This window comes from Pseudomonas sp. SMN5, from assembly GCF_052041925.1.
Classification (GTDB): Bacteria; Pseudomonadota; Gammaproteobacteria; order Pseudomonadales; family Pseudomonadaceae; genus Aquipseudomonas.
Map to the genome: position 1 here is coordinate 57,160 of NZ_JBKGGX010000001.1, position 23,808 is coordinate 80,967.

General features: G+C 57.8%; 22 protein-coding genes, 1 tRNA gene and 1 pseudogene. 13 read left to right on the forward strand and 11 right to left on the reverse strand.

Features of this window, described 5'->3' with window-relative positions; genetic code table 11:
* Positions 1-5: 5 nt before the first annotated feature.
* The 6 genes and pseudogenes from ACLEJR_RS00240 to ACLEJR_RS00265 form a co-directional block, all read right to left on the reverse strand.
* Entirely contained in the window at positions 6-1,580 is a 1,575-nt protein-coding gene (locus ACLEJR_RS00240) for an ABC transporter ATP-binding protein (protein WP_440811784.1), read from the reverse strand.
* Positions 1,581-1,594: 14 nt separating this feature from the next.
* Complete coding sequence (locus ACLEJR_RS00245) at positions 1,595-2,617, reverse strand: ABC transporter permease (RefSeq protein WP_440811339.1); 1,023 nt, start codon at positions 2,615-2,617, stop codon at positions 1,595-1,597.
* Positions 2,617-3,675 (reverse strand): microcin C ABC transporter permease YejB, encoded by a 1,059-nt coding sequence (locus ACLEJR_RS00250; protein WP_440792179.1) that lies wholly within the window; start codon positions 3,673-3,675, stop codon positions 2,617-2,619. Before ACLEJR_RS00250 ends, ACLEJR_RS00245 begins: the two co-directional genes overlap by 1 nt.
* Complete coding sequence (locus tag ACLEJR_RS00255; protein ID WP_440811786.1) at positions 3,675-5,543, reverse strand: extracellular solute-binding protein; 1,869 nt, start codon at positions 5,541-5,543, stop codon at positions 3,675-3,677. The genes ACLEJR_RS00250 and ACLEJR_RS00255 overlap by 1 nt, the downstream gene beginning before the upstream one ends.
* Positions 5,544-5,789: 246 nt before the next feature.
* A pseudogene (locus tag ACLEJR_RS00260) lies at positions 5,790-6,074 on the reverse strand (peptidylprolyl isomerase); the annotation flags it as partial.
* 90 nt (positions 6,075-6,164) lie between these two features.
* Positions 6,165-7,040 carry an esterase/lipase family protein gene (locus ACLEJR_RS00265; RefSeq protein WP_440792183.1) on the reverse strand — a complete coding sequence of 292 codons (876 nt, stop codon included), beginning with the start codon at positions 7,038-7,040 and terminating at the stop codon, positions 6,165-6,167.
* 299 nt (positions 7,041-7,339) lie between these two features.
* On the opposite strand from ACLEJR_RS00265, the gene ACLEJR_RS00270 reads away from it, so the two are divergent.
* Entirely contained in the window at positions 7,340-8,410 is a 1,071-nt protein-coding gene (locus ACLEJR_RS00270) for a hypothetical protein (RefSeq protein ID WP_440811341.1), read from the forward strand.
* A gap of 582 nt (positions 8,411-8,992) precedes the next feature.
* Here the strand turns inward: ACLEJR_RS00270 and ACLEJR_RS00275 are convergent.
* Both ACLEJR_RS00275 and ACLEJR_RS00280 read right to left on the reverse strand, forming a co-directional pair.
* On the reverse strand, positions 8,993-10,063 hold the full coding sequence (locus ACLEJR_RS00275) for a 3-deoxy-7-phosphoheptulonate synthase (protein ID WP_440811343.1): 1,071 nt from the start codon (positions 10,061-10,063) through the stop codon (positions 8,993-8,995).
* A gap of 45 nt (positions 10,064-10,108) precedes the next feature.
* Positions 10,109-10,261, reverse strand: coding sequence for a hypothetical protein (locus tag ACLEJR_RS00280; RefSeq protein ID WP_003200270.1), 153 nt, complete (start codon positions 10,259-10,261; stop codon positions 10,109-10,111).
* 430 nt (positions 10,262-10,691) lie between these two features.
* Here ACLEJR_RS00280 and ACLEJR_RS00285 point away from each other — a divergent pair, with 430 nt between their 5' ends.
* From ACLEJR_RS00285 to ACLEJR_RS00310, 6 genes are all read left to right on the forward strand, one after another.
* Positions 10,692-11,126, forward strand: coding sequence for a GNAT family N-acetyltransferase (locus ACLEJR_RS00285; RefSeq protein ID WP_440811346.1), 435 nt, complete (start codon positions 10,692-10,694; stop codon positions 11,124-11,126).
* A gap of 122 nt (positions 11,127-11,248) precedes the next feature.
* Positions 11,249-11,890, forward strand: a complete 642-nt coding sequence (gacA, locus tag ACLEJR_RS00290; protein WP_003182764.1) for a response regulator transcription factor GacA — start codon at positions 11,249-11,251, stop codon at positions 11,888-11,890.
* A gap of 2 nt (positions 11,891-11,892) precedes the next feature.
* The gene (gene uvrC / locus ACLEJR_RS00295) at positions 11,893-13,716 is read left to right on the forward strand and encodes an excinuclease ABC subunit UvrC (RefSeq protein ID WP_440792192.1); all 1,824 of its coding nucleotides are present in this window, start codon (positions 11,893-11,895) and stop codon (positions 13,714-13,716) included.
* Positions 13,717-13,748: 32 nt separating this feature from the next.
* Positions 13,749-14,309, forward strand: coding sequence for a CDP-diacylglycerol--glycerol-3-phosphate 3-phosphatidyltransferase (gene pgsA / locus ACLEJR_RS00300; protein WP_440811348.1), 561 nt, complete (start codon positions 13,749-13,751; stop codon positions 14,307-14,309).
* A 63-nt stretch (positions 14,310-14,372) separates the two neighbouring features.
* Positions 14,373-14,448 (forward strand) — tRNA-Gly (locus ACLEJR_RS00305).
* Between the two features lie 222 nt (positions 14,449-14,670).
* On the forward strand, positions 14,671-16,512 hold the full coding sequence (locus tag ACLEJR_RS00310) for a tyrosine-type recombinase/integrase (protein WP_047739081.1): 1,842 nt from the start codon (positions 14,671-14,673) through the stop codon (positions 16,510-16,512).
* Positions 16,513-16,875: 363 nt separating this feature from the next.
* Here the strand turns inward: ACLEJR_RS00310 and ACLEJR_RS00315 are convergent, their stop codons facing one another.
* A complete protein-coding gene (locus ACLEJR_RS00315; RefSeq protein WP_160310731.1) occupies positions 16,876-17,034 on the reverse strand; it encodes a hypothetical protein in 159 nt (52 codons plus the stop codon).
* A gap of 284 nt (positions 17,035-17,318) precedes the next feature.
* Here ACLEJR_RS00315 and ACLEJR_RS00320 point away from each other — a divergent pair, with 284 nt between their 5' ends.
* From ACLEJR_RS00320 to ACLEJR_RS00345, 6 genes are all read left to right on the forward strand, one after another.
* Positions 17,319-17,978 (forward strand): hypothetical protein, encoded by a 660-nt coding sequence (locus ACLEJR_RS00320; protein WP_047739080.1) that lies wholly within the window; start codon positions 17,319-17,321, stop codon positions 17,976-17,978.
* Positions 17,979-18,265: 287 nt separating this feature from the next.
* Complete coding sequence (locus ACLEJR_RS00325; protein ID WP_047739079.1) at positions 18,266-19,405, forward strand: CBASS cGAMP synthase; 1,140 nt, start codon at positions 18,266-18,268, stop codon at positions 19,403-19,405.
* Positions 19,406-19,409: 4 nt separating this feature from the next.
* Positions 19,410-21,026 carry a ThiF family adenylyltransferase gene (locus ACLEJR_RS00330; protein WP_047739078.1) on the forward strand — a complete coding sequence of 539 codons (1,617 nt, stop codon included), beginning with the start codon at positions 19,410-19,412 and terminating at the stop codon, positions 21,024-21,026.
* The gene (locus ACLEJR_RS00335) at positions 21,014-21,523 is read left to right on the forward strand and encodes a Mov34/MPN/PAD-1 family protein (protein WP_047739077.1); all 510 of its coding nucleotides are present in this window, start codon (positions 21,014-21,016) and stop codon (positions 21,521-21,523) included. Before ACLEJR_RS00330 ends, ACLEJR_RS00335 begins: the two co-directional genes overlap by 13 nt.
* 252 nt (positions 21,524-21,775) lie before the next feature.
* Entirely contained in the window at positions 21,776-22,222 is a 447-nt protein-coding gene (locus ACLEJR_RS00340; RefSeq protein WP_144419464.1) for a diadenylate cyclase, read from the forward strand.
* Positions 22,223-22,816, forward strand: a complete 594-nt coding sequence (locus ACLEJR_RS00345; protein ID WP_047739076.1) for a hypothetical protein — start codon at positions 22,223-22,225, stop codon at positions 22,814-22,816.
* Positions 22,817-22,896: 80 nt separating this feature from the next.
* Here the strand turns inward: ACLEJR_RS00345 and ACLEJR_RS00350 are convergent, their stop codons facing one another.
* Both ACLEJR_RS00350 and ACLEJR_RS00355 read right to left on the reverse strand, forming a co-directional pair.
* A complete protein-coding gene (locus ACLEJR_RS00350) occupies positions 22,897-23,427 on the reverse strand; it encodes a hypothetical protein (RefSeq protein WP_440811355.1) in 531 nt (176 codons plus the stop codon).
* Positions 23,400-23,705: an aldehyde dehydrogenase family protein gene (locus tag ACLEJR_RS00355; protein WP_440811358.1), complete on the reverse strand. Its 306-nt coding sequence runs from the start codon at positions 23,703-23,705 to the stop codon at positions 23,400-23,402. Before ACLEJR_RS00355 ends, ACLEJR_RS00350 begins: the two co-directional genes overlap by 28 nt.
* Between the last annotated feature and the right edge of the window lie 103 nt (positions 23,706-23,808).

The following is a 23,808-nucleotide window of genomic DNA, read 5'->3' on the forward strand; positions in this document are numbered from 1 at the left end:
GCCCTTTACCGGGGATGCGCCGCCGCCAACAGTTCTTTGGTGTAAGGATGCCGTGGCGATTCGAACACCTCGTGGCTGGCGCCTTGCTCCACCACCTTGCCGTCCTTGACCACCACCAGGTCGTGGGCCAGGGCACGTACCACCGCCAGGTCATGGCTGATGAACAGATAGGTCAGGCCGTGTTTTTCCTGGAGCTGGCGGAGCAGGGCGACCACCTGTTTCTGCACGGTGCGGTCCAGGGCCGAGGTCGGTTCGTCCAGCAGGATCAGGGCCGGCTTGAGTACCAGTGCCCGGGCGATGGCGATGCGTTGGCGCTGGCCGCCGGAGAATTCATGGGGGTAGCGGTGGCGGCTCTGCGGATCGAGGCCGACCTCCTTGAGGGCCTGGATCACCTGGGCTTCGCATTCCTTGGGGTTGGACGGGCTGTGGACTTCCAGGCCTTCGCTGATGATCTGCTGCACCGACATCCGTGGGCTGAGGCTGCCGAACGGGTCCTGGAACACCACCTGCATCTGCTTGCGCCATGGCCGCAGTTCCTTTTGCGACAAATGATCCAGCGCCTGGCCCTGGAAGCGAATGCTGCCTTCGGATTCGATCAGTCGCAGGATCGCCTGGCCGAGGGTCGACTTGCCGGAGCCGGATTCGCCAACGATGCCCAGGGTCTTGCTGCGCTGGATGTTCAGGCTGATGCCGTCCACCGCGCGCAGGTATTCCTTGCGCCGGAACAGCCCGCCGCCCAGCGCAAAGCTCACTCGTAGGTCCTGCACTTGCAGCACGTCTTCGCGCTCGTCGCGGGGCAGGGCTTCGCCTTCCGGTTCGGCGTGCAGCAGCTCGCAGCTATAGGGGTGTTTCGGCGCACTGAAGAGCGTTTCGCACGGCGCCTGTTCGACGATTTCCCCGGCCTTCATCACGCAGACTCGCTGGGCGATGCTGCGTACCAGGTTCAGGTCGTGGCTGATCAGCAGCAATGACATGCCGAGCCGCTGTTGCAACGATTTGAGCAGCAGCAGAATCTTGCGCTGCACCGTCACGTCCAGTGCGGTGGTCGGTTCGTCGGCAATCAGCAGCTCCGGCTCACAGGCCAGGGCCATGGCGATCATCACACGTTGGCGCTGGCCGCCGGACAGCTGATGGGGATAGGCCTTGAGTCGCTCGGTGGGTTTTTGAATGCCGACCAGGGCAAGCAATTCGAGGATGCGCTGACGGGCCGCCTTGCCACCCAGGCCCCGGTGCAGCATCAAGGTTTCGCCGATCTGCTTTTCGATGCTGTGCAACGGGTTCAGCGAAGTCATCGGCTCCTGGAAAATCATCGCGATCCGGTTCCCGCGCAGTTCGCGCAACGCCTTGGCCTCGGCGCCCACCAGTTCCTGGCCGCGATAGCGAATGCTGCCGGTAGTGCGGCTGGCATTTTCGGGCAACAGTTGCAGGATCGAATGGGCCGTCACCGATTTGCCGGACCCCGACTCGCCGACCAGGGCCAGGCATTCACCGGGGCGAATGTCCAGGCACAGGTTGCGCACCACGGTGTGGTCGTTGAAGGCCACGTTCAGATCGCGGATCTCGATCAGGTTTTCGCTCATTTCAACGGTCCGCTTCATGCTCGTGGGTCAAAGGCGTCACGCAACGCCTCTCCAATGAATACCAGCAGAGAAAGAATCAACGCCAGTGTGAAGAAAGCCGTCAGCCCCAGCCAGGGTGCTTGCAGGTTCTGTTTGCCCTGGCCGATCAATTCGCCCAACGATGCACTGCCTGCCGGCATGCCGAAGCCGAGGAAGTCCAGGGCCGTAAGGGTGGAAATTGCCCCGGTGAGGATGAACGGCAGGTAGCTCAGGGTGGCGTTCATCGCGTTGGGCAGGATGTGCCGCACGATTACCTTGCGGTCGGACAGGCCCAGGGCGCGGGCGGCTTTCACGTATTCGAGGTTGCGCCCGCGCAGAAACTCGGCGCGAACCACGTCCACCAGGGCCAGCCAGGAAAACAGCGCCATGATCCCCAGCAACCACCAGAAATTCGGTTCCACGAAGCCGGACAGAATGATCAGCAGGTAGAGCACCGGCAGCCCGGACCAGACCTCCAGCAAGCGTTGCCCCAACAGATCCACCCAGCCGCCGTAGTAACCCTGCAACGCACCGGCGGCGATGCCGATCAGCGCACTGATGGCGGTCAGGGCCAGGGCGAACAGGATCGACACCCGTGCGCCGAAGATCACCCGGGCCAGCACATCCCGGGCCTGGTCGTCGGTGCCCAGCCAGTTCACTGCCGAGGGCGGGCTCGGCGCCGGTTGAGTGAGCTCATAGTTAGGCGTGTCGTCGCTGAAAGGGATCGGCGGAAACAGCAGCCAGCCGCCATCCTTGCGGATCAGATTCTGCACATAGTTGCTGCGGTAGTCGGCCTGGAATGGCAGTTGTCCGCCGAATTCCTGCTCGGTATAGCGCTTGAACACCGGGAAATACAGCGAGCCTTGGTAGCTCACCAGCAGCGGCTTGTCGTTGGCGATCAATTCGCCGCCCAGGGTCAGGATGAACAGGCCGACGAACAGCCACAGCGACCACCAGCCCCGGCGGTTTTTCTTGAAGCGCTCGAAGCGCCGACGACCCAACGGAGAGAGCAGCAACATCAGGCGTTCCTCGCGGCGAAGTCGATGCGCGGATCCACCAGGGTGTAGCAGAGGTCGCCGATGAGTTTGATGAGCAGGCCGAACAGCGTGAAGATGAACAGCGAGCCGAATACCACCGGGTAATCCCTGGAGACGGCGGCCTCGTAACTCATGCGTCCAAGGCCATCAAGGGAAAAGATCACCTCGATCAGCAGCGAGCCGGCAAAGAACACGCTGATGAACGCCTGGGGAATGCCCGACACCACCAGCAACATCGCGTTGCGGAACACGTGGCCATACAGCACCCGACGTTCGCTCATGCCCTTGGCTCGCGCCGTGACCACATACTGGCGGGTGATTTCGTTGAGGAACGAATTCTTGGTCAGGATCGTCAGCGTAGCGAAACCGCCGACCACCAGCGCCGTGACCGGCAGCACCAGATGCCAGAAATAGTCGGCGATCTTGCCCAGGGTCGACAACGACTCGAAGTCATCGGACACCAGCCCGCGCACCGGGAACCAGTTCAGCGACGTGCCGCCGGCGAACACCACGATCAGGAACATCGCGAACAGAAACGCCGGCATGGCGTAGCCGATGATGATCGCCGTGCTGCTCCACACATCGAATGCCGAGCCGTGTCGCACGGCCTTGCGGATTCCCAGGGGGATCGACACCAGGTAGGTGATCAGTGTCGCCCAGAGCCCGAGGGAAATGGTCACCGGCATTTTTTCCAGAATCAGGTCAGTGACCGTGGCGCCACGGAAGAAGCTCTTGCCGAAGTCCAGCCGGGCGTAGCTGCTGAGCATCAGCCACAGGCGTTCATGGGCCGGCTTATCGAAGCCGTACTGTTTCTCGATGTCCTTGATCAACTGTGGGTCCAGCCCTCGACTGGCACGCGAGCTGCCGGTCATGGCGTTGCCCGAACTGCCGACGGTGCCGCTGCCGATGCCTTGCAGGTGGGCGATGGCTTGTTCCACCGGCCCGCCGGGAGCAGCCTGCACAATGACAAAATTCACCAGCAGGATGATCACCAGCGTCGGAATGATCAGTAGCAGGCGCCGCGCAATATACGCCCACATCAGTGTGGCCCTCCCGGTGAGCCGCGCTTGATGCGCTCGGCGGTCATCTGCTCGTTGGTCAGCGGCGTGGTGCTGATTTCCCACCAGCTTTCGATGGCCTCGTCATTGCTGGCCTGGACTTTCGGAATGCCGAAGCGATTCCACCAGACGGTCGAACTGCCGGGCGGGTAGTAGTTGGGGATCCAGTAGTAATTCCATTGCAACACCCGATCCAGGGCGTGGGCGTGGCGCAGCATGTCGCTTTTTGTGGTGGCCTTGACCAGTCCGTCGATCAGGGCGTCCACCGCCGGGTTCTTGAGGACCATGTAGTTGTTGGAGCCTGGATCGTTGGCGGCCGCCGAGCCGTAGTAATTGTAGAGTTCCATGCCGGGTGAGGTGCTGACCGGGTAGCCGATGATGATCATGTCGTAGTCACGGCTCATCAGGCGGTTGACGTATTGGGAGGCGTCGATGCGCCGGATGCTCATGTCGATGCCGATCTGCTTCAAGGTCCGTTTGTACGGCAGCAACAGGCGTTCGATACCGTTCTGGCTGTTGAGGAAGGTGAAGCTCAGCGGCTCGCCCTCGGCGTTCACCAGGCGATCGCCTTCGGGTTTCCAGCCGGCCTGTTCCAGCAATGCCAGGGCCTGCAGCTGTTTGTCGCGGATCACGCCGCTGCCGTCGGTCTTTGGAGCCTCGAAGACCTGGGTGAAGACTTCATCGGGAATCTGCCCGCGCAGCGGTTCGAGGATTGCCCGTTCACCTGCATCGGGCAGTTGTTGGGCGGCGAGGTCGGTGTTGGAAAAGAAACTTTGCTGGCGCACGTACAGGTTGCGCATCATCTGGCGGTTGCTCCATTCGAAATCCCAGAGCATGGCCAACGCCTGGCGGACCCGACGGTCCTGGAACTGCGGGCGTTGCAGGTTGAATACGAAACCCTGGGCGGTCTGCGGTGCTTCTGTAGCCAGGTGGGCCTTTTGCAGGCGACCATCGCGCAGGGCGGGGCTGTCGTAGCCGATGGAGTAGCCGGTGGCGGAAAACTCGCGGTTGTAGTCGTAGGCGCCGCCACGTAGCACCTGGCGGGCCACGTCGGTGTCGCCGAAGTACTCGATGCTGAAGTGGTCGAAATTGTAGAGTCCGCGGCTGACCGGAAGATCCTTTCCCCACCAGTCGGCGTTGCGCTCGAAGGTGATGCTGCGTCCGGAATCGACCTTGCTCACCCGGTATGGGCCGCTGCCCAGGGGAGGCTCGTAGCCGCCGCCGTTGGCGAAGTCACGGGTCTTCCACCAATGTTCGGGGAGGACAGGCAAAGTCGCGATATCCAAGGGCAGGGTGCGGCTTTCATTGTTCTTGAAGTCGAAACGCACAGTGCGTTCGGACTCGACCTCGACACCTTTGACGGCAGCGAATTGGGTGCGATAGCGCAGACTGCCCTGGGTGGTCAGCAATTCGAAGCTATAACGCACATCCTCGGCGGTGATGGGCTTGCCATCGGCGAAGCGGGCCTTGGGGTTCAGGTAGAAACGCAGGGACAGGCCATCGTCCGAGCGCTCCATCTTCTCGGCCACCAGACCGTACACGGTGTAGGGTTCATCCAGCGAACGCTGGGCCAGCGGTGAGTAGAGCATCCCATCGATCTGGCTGACGCCGATGCCTTTGTCGATGTACGGCAGGAGATGGTCGAAGTGGCCGATCTCGACGGCCGAGCGGCGCATGGTCCCGCCTTTGGGTGCCTGGGGATTGGTATAGGCGAAATGACTGAAGCCTTCGGCGTACTTGGCCGGTTCGCCATAGACGGTCAGGGCATGCTGTGGTGCGGCGTACCCACTGGCGGCGCCCGTCAGCAGGATCGCGGCAGTGAGAAACGGTGAAAGAAACGCCAGTCGCATTGTCAGCCTTAAAGCCGGGTGATCGATGAGCACGATTTGTACGCGAGCGGCGCGCTGATCGCCAGTCCTGTGCATGAAAGCTTATGGGGCGAGGGAGCTTGCTCCCGCTTGGCCGGGCTGGTGCTCCAGTGCGAAGAAGCGACTGGAAAATCGGCCTGCTTCGCAGTCCAGCGGGAGCAAGCTCCCTCGCCACAGGGGGACAGGCCAGCCTTGAGTGAGCGGCGCGTCCCGTATCGATAAGCGGGATCAGTCCTGGCGGCTGGTCACTTCCAGCAGGTGATAGCCGAACTGAGTCTTGACCGGACCCTGGACAGTATTGACCGGCGCGCTGAACACCACGGTGTCGAACTCCTTGACCATCTGGCCCGGGCCGAACGAGCCCAGGTCACCGCCCTGGCGGCTGGATGGGCAAGAAGAATTGGCCTTGGCGACTTCGGCGAAGTCGGCGCCGGCTTCGATCTGGGCCTTGAGTTCGTTGCACTTGTCTTCGGTGGAAACCAGGATGTGACGGGCAGTGGCTTTGGCCATGGGAAATTCCTTCGGATATTTTGAAAGGTGTTGAGCCTACCGGATTCGTTAACCGGTTGTTGTCAAAATTGCGTCAAAACCTTGGACCGGCGATCAAAGGCCTGCCTTGGACAGGCGCTCGGCGTGGCGCAGGTAGAGCATGATCGGGTCTGTTTCCCTGGCCGTTTTGCCGAGCGGCAGGTTGAGGGTGTCCAGGTGGTCCATGGGATAATCGGAGCGGATAACCTTGCCCAGATGCGAGCTGAAGCGTCCGACCATGCCATCGTTCTGTCCGGCTTCGGTAATGAAGTATTGGGAAAAGGCGCGACAGAAAACCTGCAAGGGGTTGGTTGCGTCGAGCCCTTGCGGCATTGCCGGCAGCGTGCCGCTCCAGGAGTAGTAGCGCACCCCGTTGACCCGCTGGGGGCCGTTCTCGCCCCAGTTCCTCGGCAGCCCCTGGGGGTATTTGTCGTTGAAAGCGCCGACGCCTTCGGTGGTCAGCGAGGCCAGCGTGGCGACGGCTGCCGCAGGCAGATGCGCCTGGCCCCCCAGCAAGGTGATGAAATCAGCGTACAGCGTTGCGACCTTGCTCGCTACACGTCCCGGCAGCCGTCCCGGGGTCAGGGCCCTGTGCAGGAAATCGGCCAATTCAGAACCGTGGTTGGGTCCGCTGACCGAGGTCACCGAAGCCACCTTGTCGGGCGCAATCGCGGCGACGTAACGGGCCGCCAGTGCGCCCTGGCAATGGCCGATCAGATTGACCCTGCCCGCACCGGTACCGCTCAGGACTCGATCGATCTGCGCCAATAATTGCTCGCCTCGGGCTTCGTTGCAGTGGGACGCCGACAAATGCGGGATGAACACCTGGGCGCCCGCGCTACGCAAAGCCTGCTTGATGCCATGGAAAAGTTCGAAGCCGCCGATCCTGTCAAACCCGAACAACCCATGGACCAACAGGATGGGAAATTGAGTGGTTGCATTCCGTTGCATGTTCGTACCTTTTTCGAAGAGGTTCACGTTGAGTTCGCGACCTCACTCTAATGCAGGCGTTGCATGGGTGGTGTAGGAAGAAACCGCGCTGCGCTACTGAAAATGGAATAAAAGCAGCGGGAAGAATCTGACCAGCCACGGCGGTGCCGAACATACGCGGATACGTCCGATGGTATGTGGGGTGCGCTACTACAACGGAGGCTGCCGGGTACCACGCTCGCTGTCGTGTTGTCTGACTGAAGGGGAGAGGGCCTTCGGGTTTCAATGGGCATCGTATATCCAAGGAGTGGAACCCGGACATGAACACTGACAGAACTGCCCAACGATCCCGTCTCGCCTCAAGCACAAGATTGCCGGCACCGTCGCTGGCTGCGGCCAGGACAGGGGTGATCGACCCGGCTTGGCGCAAGGTTGTCGTCACTATCGAGCCCTACCCGATGATGACCTGCGGCGATGAAGTCGTGCTTTTATGGCACGGCCTCAATTCGGACGCCGAGCCGTACCGGCATGAAATGCGCGGATTTATCACTGAACGGCACGTCGGACGCCCTGTGGTGTTCGTGGTGCGCGAGCCCCACATCGCCGAACTGGACAGCGGTTCGCTGGAAATCTCCTATCGCGTAACGGGGCGACAGTTGCCGGCTTCGTTGGAATCTGAATCTCTGTTGTTGGACATCGGTGATGTACCGTTGCAACAGCTGCCTGTGGTTGCTGACGATGCGGTAGGTGGCTGCCTCGATCCCGCTCGGGTGCCGGAGGGCACGCGGATGACTGTCCGGCCTTATTCCAGAATGGCCGTCGGCGACCGGTTGATCCTGATCGCCAGCAAGCAGGGCAAGGCGCTCTGGCGAGATGTGCTGGATATAGAGAGCCATGCCGTCGGCCGGGAGGTATCGTTCTGGCTGGATCACTCGCAGATCGCGCCCCATCTGGGGCATGACCTGAGCCTGACGTATGTCGTTCGGCATGGGCATTCCGTGCGCCGGGCCGAACCGTTGTCGGTGCACATCGGCCCCCTGGTGCGTCCCGCGCTGAAGGCTCCACGGATACTGGCAGTGGAGAATGGCGTGCTGGATATCGACGAGCACCCGAATGGTGTAACCATCGTCATCGAGGGCGCGGGCCTTGAGGCGGGCGAGTGGGTCTGGTTGCAATGCAACGGGAACAATATTCACATTGAGGAGCGTGAGATCACCCAGGCCATGGCCGGCCAGCGCGCGACCTTCGTCGTGCCGGCGAGTTATTGGCAGGATCAGCGTGGCCGCGCGGTGCAGTTGTTTTATCAGATCGAGCGCCTGGATGACGTCAGTCAGCATTCCGAATGGGTGACGGTGGAGGTTCGGTCCTCTGCCGGCTTGGATTCCGAGTAGTTTGGGACGGCCTCATCGCGAGCAGGCTCGCTCCCACAGGGGACTGATGTTGTTTGCAGGATTGCAGGCACGCCGCAGGACCTGTGGGAGCGAGTTTGCTCGCGATAGCGGTATTTCAGCTTGCATCAATGTTGAACGTGCCGACGCCTTCGCGGGCAAGCCCGCTCCCACAGGGGACTGGTGTTGTTTGCAGGATTGCAGGCACGCCGCAGGACCTGTGGGAGCGAGCCTGCTCGCGATAGCGGTGTTTCAGCTTGCATCAATGTTGAACGTGCCGACGCCTTCGCGGGCAAGCCCGCTCCCACAGGGGATTGATGTTGTTTGCAGGATTGCAGGCACGCCGCAGGACCTGTGGGAGCGAGTTTGCTCGCGATAGCGGGGTTTCAGCTTGCATCAATGTTGAACGTGCCGACGCCTTCGCGGGCAAGCCCGCTCCCACACGGGATTGATGTTGTTTGCAGGATTGCAGGCACGCCGCAGGACCTGTGGGAGCGAGCTTGCTCGCGATAGCGGTGGTTCAGCTTGCTCGATGTTGAACGTGCCGACGCCTTCGCGGGCAAGCTCCCTCGCCACGGTTGTCATTCAGTTAGCCGATTGCAATTGGCGATGGGCCCGGCGCAACAGGTCCTCGGTGGACGCCCAGCCAAGGCAACCATCCGTCACCGACACGCCATAGCGCATCGACGCGCCCAGCGGTTGGCAGCCTTCGAACAGGTGGCTTTCCAGCATCATGCCGATCAGCGAACGATTGCCTTGCAGGCGTTGCTGGAGTACATCATTGAACACCTGGGGCTGGCGCAGCGGGTCCTTGCCGCTGTTGGCGTGGCTGCAATCGACCATGATCCGCGCCGGTATTTTGAGGCGGGTCAGGTCGGCCTGGATCTGCGCCACGCTCTGGCTGTCGTAGTTCGGCCCGCGATGGCCGCCGCGCAATACCAGATGAGTGTCGGGGTTGCCCTGAGTCTGGATGATTGCCGGATGGCCCTGGCTGTCGACCCCGAAGTGCCGATGGGGATGAGCCGCCGAGCGCATTGCGTCGCAGGCGATACCGACGCCACCGTCCGTGCCGTTCTTGAAGCCCACCGGAATGCCCAGGCCGCTGGCCATCTCCCGATGGATCTGCGATTCGGTGGTGCGGGCACCGATGGCGACCCAACTGAGCAGGTCATCGAAGTAGCCGGCGGCCATCGGTTGCAGCAGTTCGGTGGCGACGGGCAGGCCCAGCTGCAGCATTTCGCGCATCAGCTCCCGGGACAGCGCCAGGCCTGTGGCCATGTCATCGCTGCCGTCCAGGCCCGGGTCGTAGGCCAGGCCTTTCCAGCCTACGGTCGTACGCGGTTTTTCTACGTAGGCACGCATCACCAGCAGCATGCTGTCGCTCACTTCATGAGCCAGGCGTGCCAGGTTGGCGGCGTATTCCAGGGCGGACTTCGGGTCATGGATCGAGCAAGGGCCGACGATGACCAGCAGGCGGGAGTCTTCGCCGTCGAGGATCGAACGAATGGCCCGGCGGTGGGTGTCGACCTGTTGGCTGAGGGCGACGCTGAGCGGCAACTGATGTTTGAGTTGCAATGAGCTGGGCAGACGCAGGGTCAGGGCTTCATTGGCCGGGTTGAGCGAGGACAGCGGCAAAGCGGAGACGGATGAATTCATGATCTGGCTTCCTGGACGGGCGGCGGGTGCTTTCCCGCGCCGGTCCTAGTGGGGTGTTCGACAATTGGCCGGATTGGCCCGCAATTGAGGCTTGCCACCGGTAGGTGACCGATCGGAGGCGGCAGGCTGTCCCGAGCGGTGGCTGGTAAATCGCCAGGCGGAAAAACTGTCGTAACGGTAATAAGTGGCGTAGTTCATGGCTCAATCCTCAAGTTGTCTGGTGTTGCAAATGTGTAGCCGGAAAAAACAAAACCCCCGGTCGGGAGGCCGACCGGGGGTTTGGAAAACTCTGGAAGGCGACCCGTTTGAAGTGGGCGCCGGTGGGGTATCAGGCGCGCCAGTGGCTAAACCAATACCCGAAATAAAAGTTGACCGGAGTTTGAACACTGTTCGCCCAGGCAGCCGCAACCGAGCGCGGGGCGCTGGCGGTGTGACGCTGTGAGAGGGCGTTGAACATGGTCTGTCTCCGATGAATGGCTCCGAGCTTACTAGAGGGCAGGGCGCCGCTTCAATCAGAAAATGCTATCGCTGCCATGCAACGGTTCGCACTGGCTTGAGTGAGGCGGACTTTGTGACACACTTTTGCTTTATGTTGTCCGTTGTAGGATGCCCCTTCGAAGAGGAAATCATGAACCTTGAATGGCATGCAGCCACGGCCGAGGACATTGGCTTCGCCCGCAAACTGACCTGTCGCAATATGCTTGCCTATTATCTGCAACATGATCTGCTCTGGCAGGATGAGGCGTTCGACCTGGCCTGGATCATTCGTCAGAACTGGATCATCTACCGCGGTGACCGGCCGTTGGGGTTCGTCAGTCTCAGTCGCGATGCGCGGGCGTTGTATATCCGCGAATTGCAGATCGACGAGGCGTTTCGTGGGCAGGGCGTCGGAACCTGGGCGATCGGACAGGTTTGGCAGATGGTGGCGCTTGAGCGACGACCGGCGTTGCGCCTGACGGTTTTCAAGAATAATCCGGCCAGGGTGCTCTACGAGCGCATGGGGCTGCGGGTCGTGGGCGAGGATGAGTGTTTCCTTAGGATGGAGCGAGACGCCAGTGCTTGACGCTGCGGACGCGCTACCTATAAAGATTCGCTGTAACTTTTATATGCCCCTTTGCGCTAGGTCTGCCGGACGCTTTTTGCTAAGGTGTGGGGCAACCCAAATAAGACCAATGAGGTGTCTGCTTGATTAGGGTGTTGGTGGTCGATGACCATGATCTCGTCCGTACGGGCATTACGCGAATGCTGGCCGACATCGATGGTCTGCAGGTGGTTGGCCAGGCCGAATCCGGGGAAGAGGCGCTGATCAAGGCGCGTGAACTCAAGCCCGACGTGGTGCTGATGGACGTCAAGATGCCTGGCATCGGCGGTCTTGAGGCCACGCGCAAGTTGCTGCGCAGTCACCCGGACATCAAGGTGGTCGCGGTGACCGTCTGCGAAGAAGACCCGTTTCCCACCCGGTTGTTGCAGGCGGGCGCGGCGGGTTACCTGACCAAGGGCGCCGGTTTGAACGAGATGGTACAGGCCATTCGTCTGGTTTTCGCCGGGCAGCGCTACATCAGCCCGCAGATAGCCCAGCAACTGGCAATCAAGTCTTTCCAGCCCACCAACGATTCTCCGTTCGATGCATTGTCGGAGCGGGAAATCCAGATCGCCCTGATGATCGTCGGCTGCCAGAAAGTACAGATCATCTCCGACAAGCTGTGCCTGTCACCCAAGACCGTGAACACCTACCGTTACCGTATCTTCGAGAAACTTTCGATCAGCAGCGACGTTGAGTTGACACTGCTGGCGGTGCGCCACGGCATGGTCGATGCCAGCGCCTGATAATGACCGAATTGTTTGATCCCAGTGCTTTCCTGTCCACATGCAGCGGCCGCCCAGGCGTCTACCGCATGTTCGACAGCGATGCGCGCCTGCTATATGTCGGCAAGGCCAAGAACCTCAAGAATCGCCTGGCGAGCTACTTCCGCAAAACCGGCCTCGCCCCGAAGACGGCTGCCCTGGTGGGGCGCATCGCGCAAATCGAAACCACCATCACCGCCAATGAAACCGAAGCGCTGCTGCTTGAGCAGACGCTGATCAAGGAATGGCGTCCGCCGTACAACATCCTGTTGCGCGACGACAAATCCTACCCGTACGTGTTCCTGTCCGACGGGGCGTTTCCACGCTTGAGCATCCATCGCGGTGCCAAGAAGGCCAAGGGGCGGTACTTCGGGCCTTATCCCAGCGCCGGGGCGATTCGTGAAAGCCTGAGCCTGCTGCAGAAGACGTTCTTCGTTCGCCAATGCGAAGACAGCTATTACAAGAACCGCACCCGACCCTGCCTGCAATACCAGATCAAACGCTGCAAGGCGCCGTGCGTTGGGCTCGTCGAGCCTGAGGTCTACGCTGAAGATGTGCGCCACTCGGTGATGTTTCTGGAAGGGCGCAGCAACGCGCTGACCGATGAGCTGTCCGCGGCCATGGAAGAGGCAGCGATCAACCTTGAATTCGAAAAAGCCGCCGAGCTGCGCGACCAGATCGGCCTGCTGCGTCGTGTCCAGGACCAGCAGAGCATGGAAGGCGGCAGCGGCGATGTCGACGTGGTGGCCTCCTTCATCAACCCGGGCGGCGCCTGCGTGCATCTGATCAGTGTGCGGGGCGGGCGAGTGCTGGGCAGCAAGAATTTCTTTCCCCAGGTGGGCATCGAGGAAGACGTTGCACAAGTCATGTCGGCGTTTCTTGGCCAGTATTACGTCAGCAGCCCGGAACGCGACTTGCCGAGCGAGTTGATCGTCAACGTGGTCCATGAAGATTTTCCCGTCCTGGTCGAGGCCATCCATACGCTGCGCGGTCGTGAGTTGACCATCAGCCACCGCGTTCGCGGCACTCGCGCCCGCTGGCAGCAGCTGGCGGTGACTAACGCCGAACAGGCCCTCGGCGCGCGCTTGGCCAACCGTCAGCACGTGGCGGCGCGGTTCGATGCCCTGGCTGAGGTCCTCAACCTGGACGAGCCACCGCAGCGGCTTGAGTGCTACGACATCAGCCATTCCAGCGGGGAGGCCACCGTGGCCTCCTGTGTGGTGTTCGGTCCGGAAGGCCCGATCAAATCCGATTACCGTCGCTACAACATCGAAGGCGTGACACCTGGCGATGACTACGCGGCGATGCACCAGGCGCTGATGCGTCGCTTCGGCAAGCTGAAGGACGGCGAGGGCAAGCTGCCGGATATCCTGCTGGTGGACGGCGGCAAGGGCCAGCTGTCCATGGCCCGCGACGTGCTCAATGAGCTGATGGTCCCCGACCTGATCTTGCTGGGCGTGGCGAAAGGCGCCACCCGCAAGGCCGGGTTCGAGACGCTGTACCTGAACGACGCCGCCCACGAATTCACCCTGAAGGGCGATTCGCCGGCGCTGCACTTGATTCAGCAGATCCGTGACGAAGCCCACCGCTTCGCCATCACCGGTCACCGCGCCCGCCGTGGCAAGACCCGCCGTACCTCTACCCTGGAAGGTGTGGCCGGGGTCGGGCCGACGCGGCGCCGCGACCTGCTGAAACATTTTGGTGGATTGCAGGAGCTGTCTCGTGCCAGCATCGAAGAGATAGCCAAAGCACCCGGTATCAGTAAAAAGCTCGCTGAGTCGATTTATGCAAACCTGCACAGCGAGTAGAATGCCCGTTAACTTCGCAGCCAGTTGTGCCGATGAATATCCCAAACCTGATTACCGTTCTACGCGTCCTGCTCATCCCGATCTTCATAGTGCTGTTCTATTTGCCGTACCACTGGAGCTACGTGGCCTCGGCCTCGGTCTTCGCGTTCGCCGCCGCCACCGACTGGCTGGACGGCTACCTGGCCCGACGCCTGGAGCAGAGCACGCCATTCGGCGCGTTCCTCGATCCGGTGGCCGACAAGCTGATGGTCGCGGTGGCCCTGGTGCTGCTGGTGCAGGAGCACGGTAACCTCTGGCTGACCCTGCCGGCGGCGGTGATCATCGGTCGTGAAATCGTCGTCTCGGCACTGCGCGAATGGATGGCCGAGCTGGGTGCCCGCGCCCAGGTCGCGGTATCGAACCTCGGCAAATGGAAAACCGCCGCCCAGATGCTGGCCCTGGTGATCTTGCTGGCGAACCCGTCGGACTTCAGCTTCTGGGTCCTGCTGGGTTACACGCTATTGCTGGTCTCCGCCGGCCTGACTCTCTGGTCGATGGTCCAATACCTGCGCGCCGCCTGGCCGCACCTGCGGACGGACGTAGACCCGAAATAAAACTTTTTTGAATCAAAGGCTTGACGGCACAATCTGAATCTATAGAATGCGCCACACCAAGACGCGGGAATAGCTCAGTTGGTAGAGCACGACCTTGCCAAGGTCGGGGTCGCGAGTTCGAGTCTCGTTTCCCGCTCCAAATATTGCGCTACAGAGTTCCACTGAATTCTGTAAGCGATTGAAATCAGGGCCTTTAGGCCCTTTTTTCGTTCCAGCGGGAACCACTGAAATCCAGCACTATCCGGTGCGTTTAAGTCCAGAATTGAGTCCAGAATTCTGACGAGCACTGAATCGGTTTGTTGCTGGAGCAGTTTGCGCAACGAGACGAGCATCTGGCCCTGACTCTGTTCAGGAGCTCGCAATGGCACTCTCAGAAATGACAGTTCGGCATGCCCGAATCACTGGTAACGACTACACCCTTGGTGACAGTGATGGTCTCACGCTCAATGTGACGGCCAGTGGTGGAAAAGTCTGGCTTTTCCGTTACTACTGGACGGGCAAGCAGAAGCGCATGTCCTTGGGTTGTTACCCGCAAATCAGCCTCAAAGAAGCGCGCACGCGACGTGACGAGGCACGCGCCTTGGTGGCCCAAGGCATCAACCCCTATGAGCACCGTAAAGAGCAGCGCCGTGCTGTTCGTTTTGCGACAGAGCATACCTTCGAGGCGGTGTTTAATCAGTGGGTAGAGTTCCGTAGGCTGAGCCTGAAGGAAGGGCGCCAGAGCACGCTCTCGCAGATCTTGAGGATCTTCAATAAAGACGTCCTGCCCATATTGGGTGGACGGTCTATCTACGATATCAATCGTCACGATCTGCTGGATTTACTGAGCAGGATCGAACAGCGCAAGGCCTTAACGACAGCCGAAAAATGCCGGACTTGGTTCAACCAATTGTTCCGTTATGCGCTGGTGAAGATCGAGGGACTGGAGCACAACCCAGCTTCAGATCTTGATGTAGTTGCACTCCCCAAACCTCCGGTTACGCACAATCCATTTCTTCGTATGGACGAGCTCCCGGCATTGATGGCTGCTCTTCGAAATTACGGTGGCGCCAACCAAACTCGGTTTGGCCTTCGGTTGTTGTTGCTGACCGGTGTCCGCACGGGCGAGCTACGCTTGGCGACACCCGACCAGTTCGATCTGGAGAAGCGCTTGTGGGTCATACCGGCGGAAGTGGTGAAACAACTCCAGCTAGCGATGCGGAAACCAGGTAAGCAGACCCAAAATGTACCGCCTTATATCGTGCCGCTGTCGGTTCAGGCGCTGGAGATCGTGCGTCACTTGCTGGACCAGGTTGTTCCGGCACAACGCTACTTGTTTGCCCATCGAAGCGACCTGAGCAAGCGTATCAGTGAGAACACGCTGAATGGTGCGTTACGTCGGATGGGGTATGCCGATCAACTCACCGGTCATGGCATGAGGGCGACGATCTCGACGGCGCTGAACGAGATCGGATACCCGAAGGTGTGGGTGGATGCCCAGCTTTCTCATGCGGACCCGGATAAGGTGAGCGCGGCTTACAACCACGCGGAGTACGTCGAGCAGCGCCGGACTATGATGCAGGATTGGGCGAACCGTCTGGATCTGTGGGGGCAGGGCCAGCTGAAAGCGGCGAGTTCTCCTCTGACTATTCGTTTAGAGGGTGCAGCTTCGTTACCTTCGTTGGAAAGCGCGAACGCAAACGCCGTTCTGTACAGCAGTGGTCTCCCAGCGACGACGGTCCCAGCCTCCAAAATGTCCGTCAGCAACGAACCGGTCCTTAACGCGGCTCAGTATTCACCTGTCCTACCTGCTCCAACGCAGACTGAACAGCTGCGCGAACCCCAAGTATCTGACATACAACGCCAGCGCGCCGAGATGCTAGCTACCTATGAAGCTTCGAATAATTTACCGCTGCTTGTCTTCGCCAAACTGGCAGGCAAATCCCGAGATCAGATCAACCGCGATATCAAAGCTCGGCGCCTGTTGTCTCTGAGCCTTGGGAATCGCGGTCAGCGCATTCCTGATTGGCAGCTTGATCCACTGCGGCACAAGTTGGTACTTGTTGCGTTAGCGCGGTTTCCGGATGTCGATGCATGGAGGCTTTATGGCGCCCTTTGTAAGCCTCATGAGCGATTAAAAGGTCGCGCGCCAATCGATGTGCTTACTACGGAGAATTTCGATGTGACCGCACAAATCGTTTGCAGTGCGCTGGGTTCAAGCTGAGGTGCTGTCTTTTTGCTGTGATAATGGATGTCGCTGCTTGCTTGGGTCCATCTAGCTCGGGCTGCCGTAAATGCGTGAACTTCACGCTTTGCCTGAGGTGCGGCGGAGATGTTCGGCAAGAGGCTTCTATTGCGCAGGAAGACACCCTTTGGCATCATCTCGCTCCCGCCCTCTCTTGTCAGCTCTCTATCCCTCTCATTTGGGGGCTGCGTCTTGGGGATGGCGGGTAACCACCCGGCCTCGTGCCGGGTTTTTTATTCGTTCGGCAGGCACGGCTGGCGGACAAACTTGGAATATTCAGCTACCCCATGTATGGGGTGCTAAAGGGAGAGTGTTCGAATCACTCCGTCCCGGCCATATTATTCAATGACTTAGCCCAATCTTCATCGGTTGGGCTTTTTCATGCTTGAAAAAATACTCCCACATTTCCCCCCACGGATATTCGCCCTGAATAACGCCCGCGCCCGCCCCGGTCAGAACGTCGTCATCGAGAACCTGTGCCACCACGAAGAGATAATCCATTGGAATGCCACCTAGAAGCAGACGGCCTATACGCGAAGAGCAAGAGTTATGCAGCTCACTCCGTGTTATCCGGGTGTTCTGAAAACCTGCAACCAATGACGGCCTGGCTTACTTGTTGATGGCGCTTTTCGTTGTCACGGATCTTACTGTAGCGCCCATGTCGAAGGGGGGGCGGATGGAAGGAGGTGTTTTGCGACCGCCATGGCATCGACACTCGATGCCATGTACAGCATGTCGGCGAGCGTATAGGGTAGAGCGCTAACACTCGCAAACTGAGGGCTGGCATGTATCAAGTCATAGGGATCACCAAAACCCTCGGGTACTTCGCTACAACATGCCTGGTCGTCTTCCTGTTTCTGCATTACAACGATATGTCAGAGCTGCTGTCTGGGCCGCTAACCGATCTTCGTCGGCCCGTGGGATCAGCGGTAGGAATTGGTGCTGCTGTTTTCTACGTTTTAGGCCAGACCCCTGTTTTTGTGTGGCTGTGCAGGCTTCCTTTTGTTCGCAAATTGCTCCCGCCCATCGATGGAGAGTGGAACATGAAGCTGCAGTCCAACTGGGGGATCATGCAGAAGTGGCTTGGGCAACGCGATGGGACCGAGCTCTACGTCGTTCAGGGAAAGGTCAGGATTAAGGCGCGTTTGTTCAGCGTTAAGATGGAGTTCACTTCGGACATCCCATACTCCGAATCCAAGACGATCAGCGTCTCCGTCCGACCCAGTGATCAGGTCGGTATCCTCGAACTTAACTACATGTATATCAACTACACCCAGGTTCCGGTGGCGACTGATACGAATGTGCACACCGGGGCGGCTAGGGTCTTCGTCAAAGAGTCTGGTGACGATTTTGTCATGGACGGCACCTATTTCACCGACCGTAAGTGGACGGAAGGGCTCAACACGGCAGGGCAGGTCACATTCACTAGGTCTAACGCCACTTAACTATGTGTCTCACAATGCCGTCCTTTATTCCAGTGGATCAAAATACACTACATGTGGGATTTTTTTTCTTGGCTTGATCTATATGTTGTGGGGTGGCACTATGTCATCTCGCACGTGTCATCGAGCATGGTAGCTGACAACTTGGGAAGGACTGCACCCTTTGGATTACGTATTTGGCGTAGGGTGGCAGTGATGAGATTCGGGAGCGCAGAAGCGCTTGGTAGTCTTGATGTGAAGGTCAGCAATTGCTGGAGACACCGTTCATTTAGCGCTTGAGCGGAGGCTTCATGCCGAATTTTAGTCCCTTGCTATTCACTACTACCGGGGAAGATTGCTTCCTTGATGAACTCAACCTCACACCTGACGAGCTGACTGAAATCGATGGCGCTCGTAAAGATATCAGAGAGGCTTTGAAGGCTGACCTGCCTCGGGCGCTTCGTGAGAAAGGCCTCGAGGGTGAGGTCTGTGAGCCGCGGTTCTACATCCAAGGTTCGCGTGCCTACAAAACGCTCAACAGTCCTTGCACGACCCCGCCCCAACAGTCAGATATCGACGATGGTGTGTACCTTCCGCTTAGTGTCATGCGTGAAGAGAGCAGCCCCAAGCTAGCTATCACTTTGTTCTTTGACGCTGTCATCGACGTACTTCAAGCGATGTGCGCCGAAAGAGGGTGGAACGCCGAGAGCAAGGATACCTGTGTTCGGGTAACGATCTCCCCCTATGCTCACATCGACCTTCCTTTGTACGTGATCCCGGATACCCTTTTCCTGCTGATAAAAGCCAGCATGGAAAGCCGTGGCCATGCCGTATTCGACAGTGCGATCAATTCCGAGAGGGACACTTGGAAGACCCTGCCCTCGGACAAGATTCTGCTGGCAGATCGAAAGCAGGGCTGGCGTAAATCCGACCCAATGGCTATGAAAAACTGGTTCAAGCGGGAGTGCCAGGAAAAGGGTGATCAACTCATCCGTGTCGTGCGTTACCTAAAAGCATTCCGCGACAAGCAATGGGAGGATAAAGGCCCAAGCTCAATCCTTCTGATGGCGGCAGCTTGCCCGCTGTATGAGTATTTCGACAAGCGAGATGACCACGCGCTGTTGAACGTCGTAAAGGGAATTCCTGATGCCCTGCGCAAGGGCGTCATGAGCCCCATTGACCCCGAGTCATCGCTCACTGCGCATATGCCCAAGGAGGCGATTGCCGAAGCCGTGGAGCTTTTTCAGGTTTTCGCGAATCACTTGGAAGGTTCAATCAAGGCAACTGATGCACAAACTGCTTATCACTGGCTTCACAGCATGCTGGGTGACCGGTTCCCGAATGCACCTTATCGCATGAAGCCGAATTCTGAGAGCCTGCCGGCGTCCATGGCTGCAATTGCTCCTCTCGCGGGCCCCGCAGAGCCTGTAAAGCGTACAAAGGCAGGCTAAATTCATGGACGCGATGCCCGAAGTGCTGCGTCATATGACCGAATGGGGATTTACTAAAGTGTATCCTCAGTCGAACGCTGGGTGGCTTGTGATGGCCGGAGAGTTGTCGACGGCCACTCAGGGGACTGTCCAATGCGAGGTATGGATAGACCGCTCATTTGAGCGGCCTCTCAAGCTATGGCTTACAGGAGTGCCGAAGGCACTGCCTAGGCTGGTGCCGCATCTTGGCCCGGATGGTTATCTTTGCTACGCCGCGCCAGGTACTCAAGTGATCGACATTTACGATCCAGTAGGACAAATCCGTACGTCCTTGCTTCAAGCCACTGAGGTTCTTGAGCAGGTTCTGGCTGGAAATATGAAAGAGGATCTGCAGGAAGAGTTCTTCGTCTATTGGGACGGTATCTACTGCTTCCATGATATCGAGCGTCGTACCTCCGGCGCGGTTGAGATCCTCCAATTATCAGACAACAAAATGTATGTGCTCACTGACGATGTCGGGCGAAGCCGGCTCAAGTTTGCGCGTGCGGGTAGGACGATCAAGGAATTCCCAGCGCATGTTGCGATGATCACGTCCAGCGCAGCTCCAAGACCGCTGCAGGACAACTGGCCACCCAAATCAGTTGGACAAATTCTCGACTGGCTACATGAAATAGATGACGCCTGTAAACGCAAGGTACGCGATAAGATTATCGCGGCGTATCGCGAGGGGCGGTTCGGAATAATGATAGTAATTGAGTCAGAAAAAACGGGTTACAGCTACGGCTTTCTCGTACTTGACCTTCAGCTCAATCGTCCTGAGGATCGGCGTTCCATCGATCAACGACTGCCCATATTTGATTGTCCTATCGAACCACTGCAAATGCTTCGCCTCGATGACAAATACCTGAGCGAACGCAATATCCCAGGGCAGGCAACACTCGCTGGCAAGCGTATCGGGTTGATCGGGTGCGGTACCATCGGTGGCTTCCTCGCTGAGATGCTCGTGAAAGCTGGCGCGGGAACGAGCACCGGTGAATTGACGCTGATTGATAACGATATTCTGATGCCTCAAAACCTCGGGCGGCATCGTCTGGGCTTTAACCATCTGTTCCGGGAAAAGGCAGCTGCACTGGCAGACGAGCTGATGGTATCCATGCCCGCTGCCCAGGTGCGTACCTTTACTAGCGACGCCAAGGACGTGAATTTGGGAGGGCTGGATTTGATCATTGATGCCACGGGCGAGGAATCGTTCGGGCACTGGCTTGCCAAGGTCGCCATCTGCCCAACCATGCATGTTTGGATTGAGGGGGCGGGCGCCGCCGTGCGTTCTCTGATTAAGCAGCGCACTGGACAGGGTTGCTACCGGTGCCTTACTGAGGCAAATAGTCGAGGCATTATGTTATCTGTCGTTGGAGGCGTGCAGCCAATTTTTGCTGGGCAGGGGTGTGAGGGACTCTACGTGCCGTTCCCAGCATCGGTGTCGATTCAAGCCGCAGCCCTGGCACTGGACACCGCTTTGGCTTGGGTTGCAGGTAAACCATGGCCATCGCTCTCAACCCGGTTGACCGATCAGAGCTATGAGCCCGCTACCCCTGATTGTTCGCCGCTGCCATATCCCGGATGTCCGGCATGCCATTCGTGAAAACTTGGATTGTGCCCGGCACGGAGCACTTGGTTTACCTAAGGCAACAGCCGCTTGAGGTTTTTAGTCGCTACATCCAGCAAGGCATGGATTCGAAGGAGGCGGGAGGGATATTACTTGGCCACGTTCGCGGTGAGCACCTGGAAATTATCGAAGCGACTGAACCTTCATTTTGGGACAAGCGCTTCAGGTTTCTCTTTGAACGTATGCCGTACTTTCATCACCGGTTGGCCATGAAACGGTGGAAGGAAAGCAATGGTCTGGTGCGATACATTGGGGAGTGGCACACTCATCCCCAAAATTATCCGAGTCCATCCTCAATTGACCTTAAAGAGTGGCAAATACTGGCTGCTGACCGAGTTGATGGTCGTCCGCTGCTTGCGCTCATCGTCGGGTGTAAGGATATCCATGTTGAGTACATGTCTGGCGCAGGCAAGCGAAATATTCTCGAGCCTGCCAGTTTTAGGCGAGGCGAGGAAAGTGTGTTTCTCAATTGAAGCCGGTTCTAGAAAATTTATCCAGCCGTACGCTTCCGAGAAAAATTAATTCGAACGCCTAGCTGAGACGCTATGCTAGCTATACAGTAATACTTGAAGAGTGGTTTATATCATCGAAGTACTGATTTCTCGAGTTGATAAATTATTAAAAAATCGAGTGCTTAATAGCTAGTTGATAGATAGGGTAGGGACGTTCGGTGCGTAATTCAGAGCCGTAAGTAAGCTTTGGATTGGTTTTTATTGTGCGACTACGTGAGCGATGAAGTAATGTTGGAGCGATTGGTTGATTTGCTCAGAGATATAACCGCGCTTTCTGGGCAAGAGTTTTCCGGGCTGGGTGTGATTGTATTGGAAGATGGTATTAATCTGCCGGTATTTCCAATGCGTGTCGACCTGGAAGTAAATGGCATGACAGACTCTGTTAGGTGTCTAGCTGAGATATCAAATCCCAATAATGACTTGCATGATGGATTTCATATTTTAAATTCCGATCTGCGAATTGTTTCCTTGACGCAGTATTTCTCTCCTCCGATTCCTCCTGGGATTTTACCGAATCGAAGTCGGGCATTTGGTGGTCGGTATTTAGCGGCCCTATTCGGGTCACTTTTGCCCGGCGTTATATTCACCGGTATTTCCACGCCAAGGCTTGGGATAGTGGTTTTTAAAGATGGAAGTGAAGTCTATTTCCAGGAGGTGTGAATGTTTTCTACTCTTTCTCCGCTAAAAGCAATTGTACTCGTTGCTAAGATCTATGCTGCTTTCGTAACATTATTGATATTTATAATGTTTGTCTGTGGATTCGAGGTGACGCTGCAGCAAGCTCTCAGAGCGGTGGTTGGCGGGGCCGTGTTATTAGAATTAGCATTGTTCGTGTTGAGCAGCTTCCTCTGGAGGAAAATATGGAATCGCTTTCCGATTTTGAATGACTGGGTTTTTCCCGACTTGAATGGTATGTGGGATATGGATATCACGTATCTGTGGGACGGTGCGGAGGGGACGAAAAAGGCAGTCGCCAATATCAAGCAAAGTTTGTTTTCGGTGAGCATGGAAGTTCATTCTGAAAGCTCAGACTCTGAAACGCTCGTGGTAAAAACTATCAAGGATGTTAATTCTGCTCGCCCAGTTCTTTATTACTTTTATAGGATCGTTCCTAAAGGTTCAAAAGATTCGGCTGGAAGTGGTTATGAAGGGGCTTCCATTTTGAAGCTTTATGGGCACGAAGGAAATGTTTTGAGAGGTAACTATTTTACAAGTCGGAAAAGTCAGGGGCATTTTTCTTTGACGAGAAGATAGTGGCTGACTTCGCTCTTGTGGCTGAATAGACGCGACTCTGTCTTGCACCTTCTATCGTAAGAAAGATCGCCGGTGGCTACCTAATAACGTACAGGCCCTAGGTACGAGATCAACAAATCGTCGAGAGCCATCGCTTCCTGATCGTCCAGGTTGAAGGGGGCGCAGTCTTCGACAAAGTAGGTTCGTGACTCATTTTTGATGTCGAGCATCGCACTGTGTATCTGCTTGCCAGCCTTGAAACGCACTTTTCCTCGCGACGATGGATGCAGCTCGACGAGGAGGTTCTCGATGTCACGCTCGGACAATCGGAACACCTGTTCGTCGATTTTAAAGTGCAAGAGGCTTTTCACCCAAAAAAACTGAGTGAAGCGATCACGAGGAACGCTACACACGGTGAATGGGCGGAGAACATCATTTGCTTTTTTGAAGCGCCCATAAATCTCTGGAAGAGGCGGGAGGCCTTGGACATCAGAGTGAGCAATGTTGTTGCGCAGCTCTTTAAGGGCTGCTGCTTCGACGACGAAACCATCCCAGAATCCCGGGATTTGGGGGTACTTGGGATATTTGGGCAGCATGTCGCGGATCAGTTGACCCAGGGGGCCAGTTGGCATTTTTCCTGACTCGCGACCGATATGGGCTTTAACCTGTCTTTCGAAGTCAATTGCACACCCGCTCGCGTAGATGGCCCCATTGCCGCCCAACCGGGTTGTGCTGCTTTGGCTTTAGCATAGGCTTCATTCAAGTCGTCCTTGTTAGCCAAGGCAATCTCAAGCAGCGTTTGCTGGGTGAACGGGTCGCTAACAGTCATGGAACGCGCCGTCCGACCTTCGCGCCAAACTCCCCCTATCAACTGCAGATTCAGGTCGCTGTAAGGATGATTTTTGTTCACGTTACTCTCCGAAATTTTATGACGACCGTAGCATTGGATTCTGGGTCGCTGACCTTTCTGTGGTGGCCCCACAAATTTAAGAACCACCCATCGATATTTATTC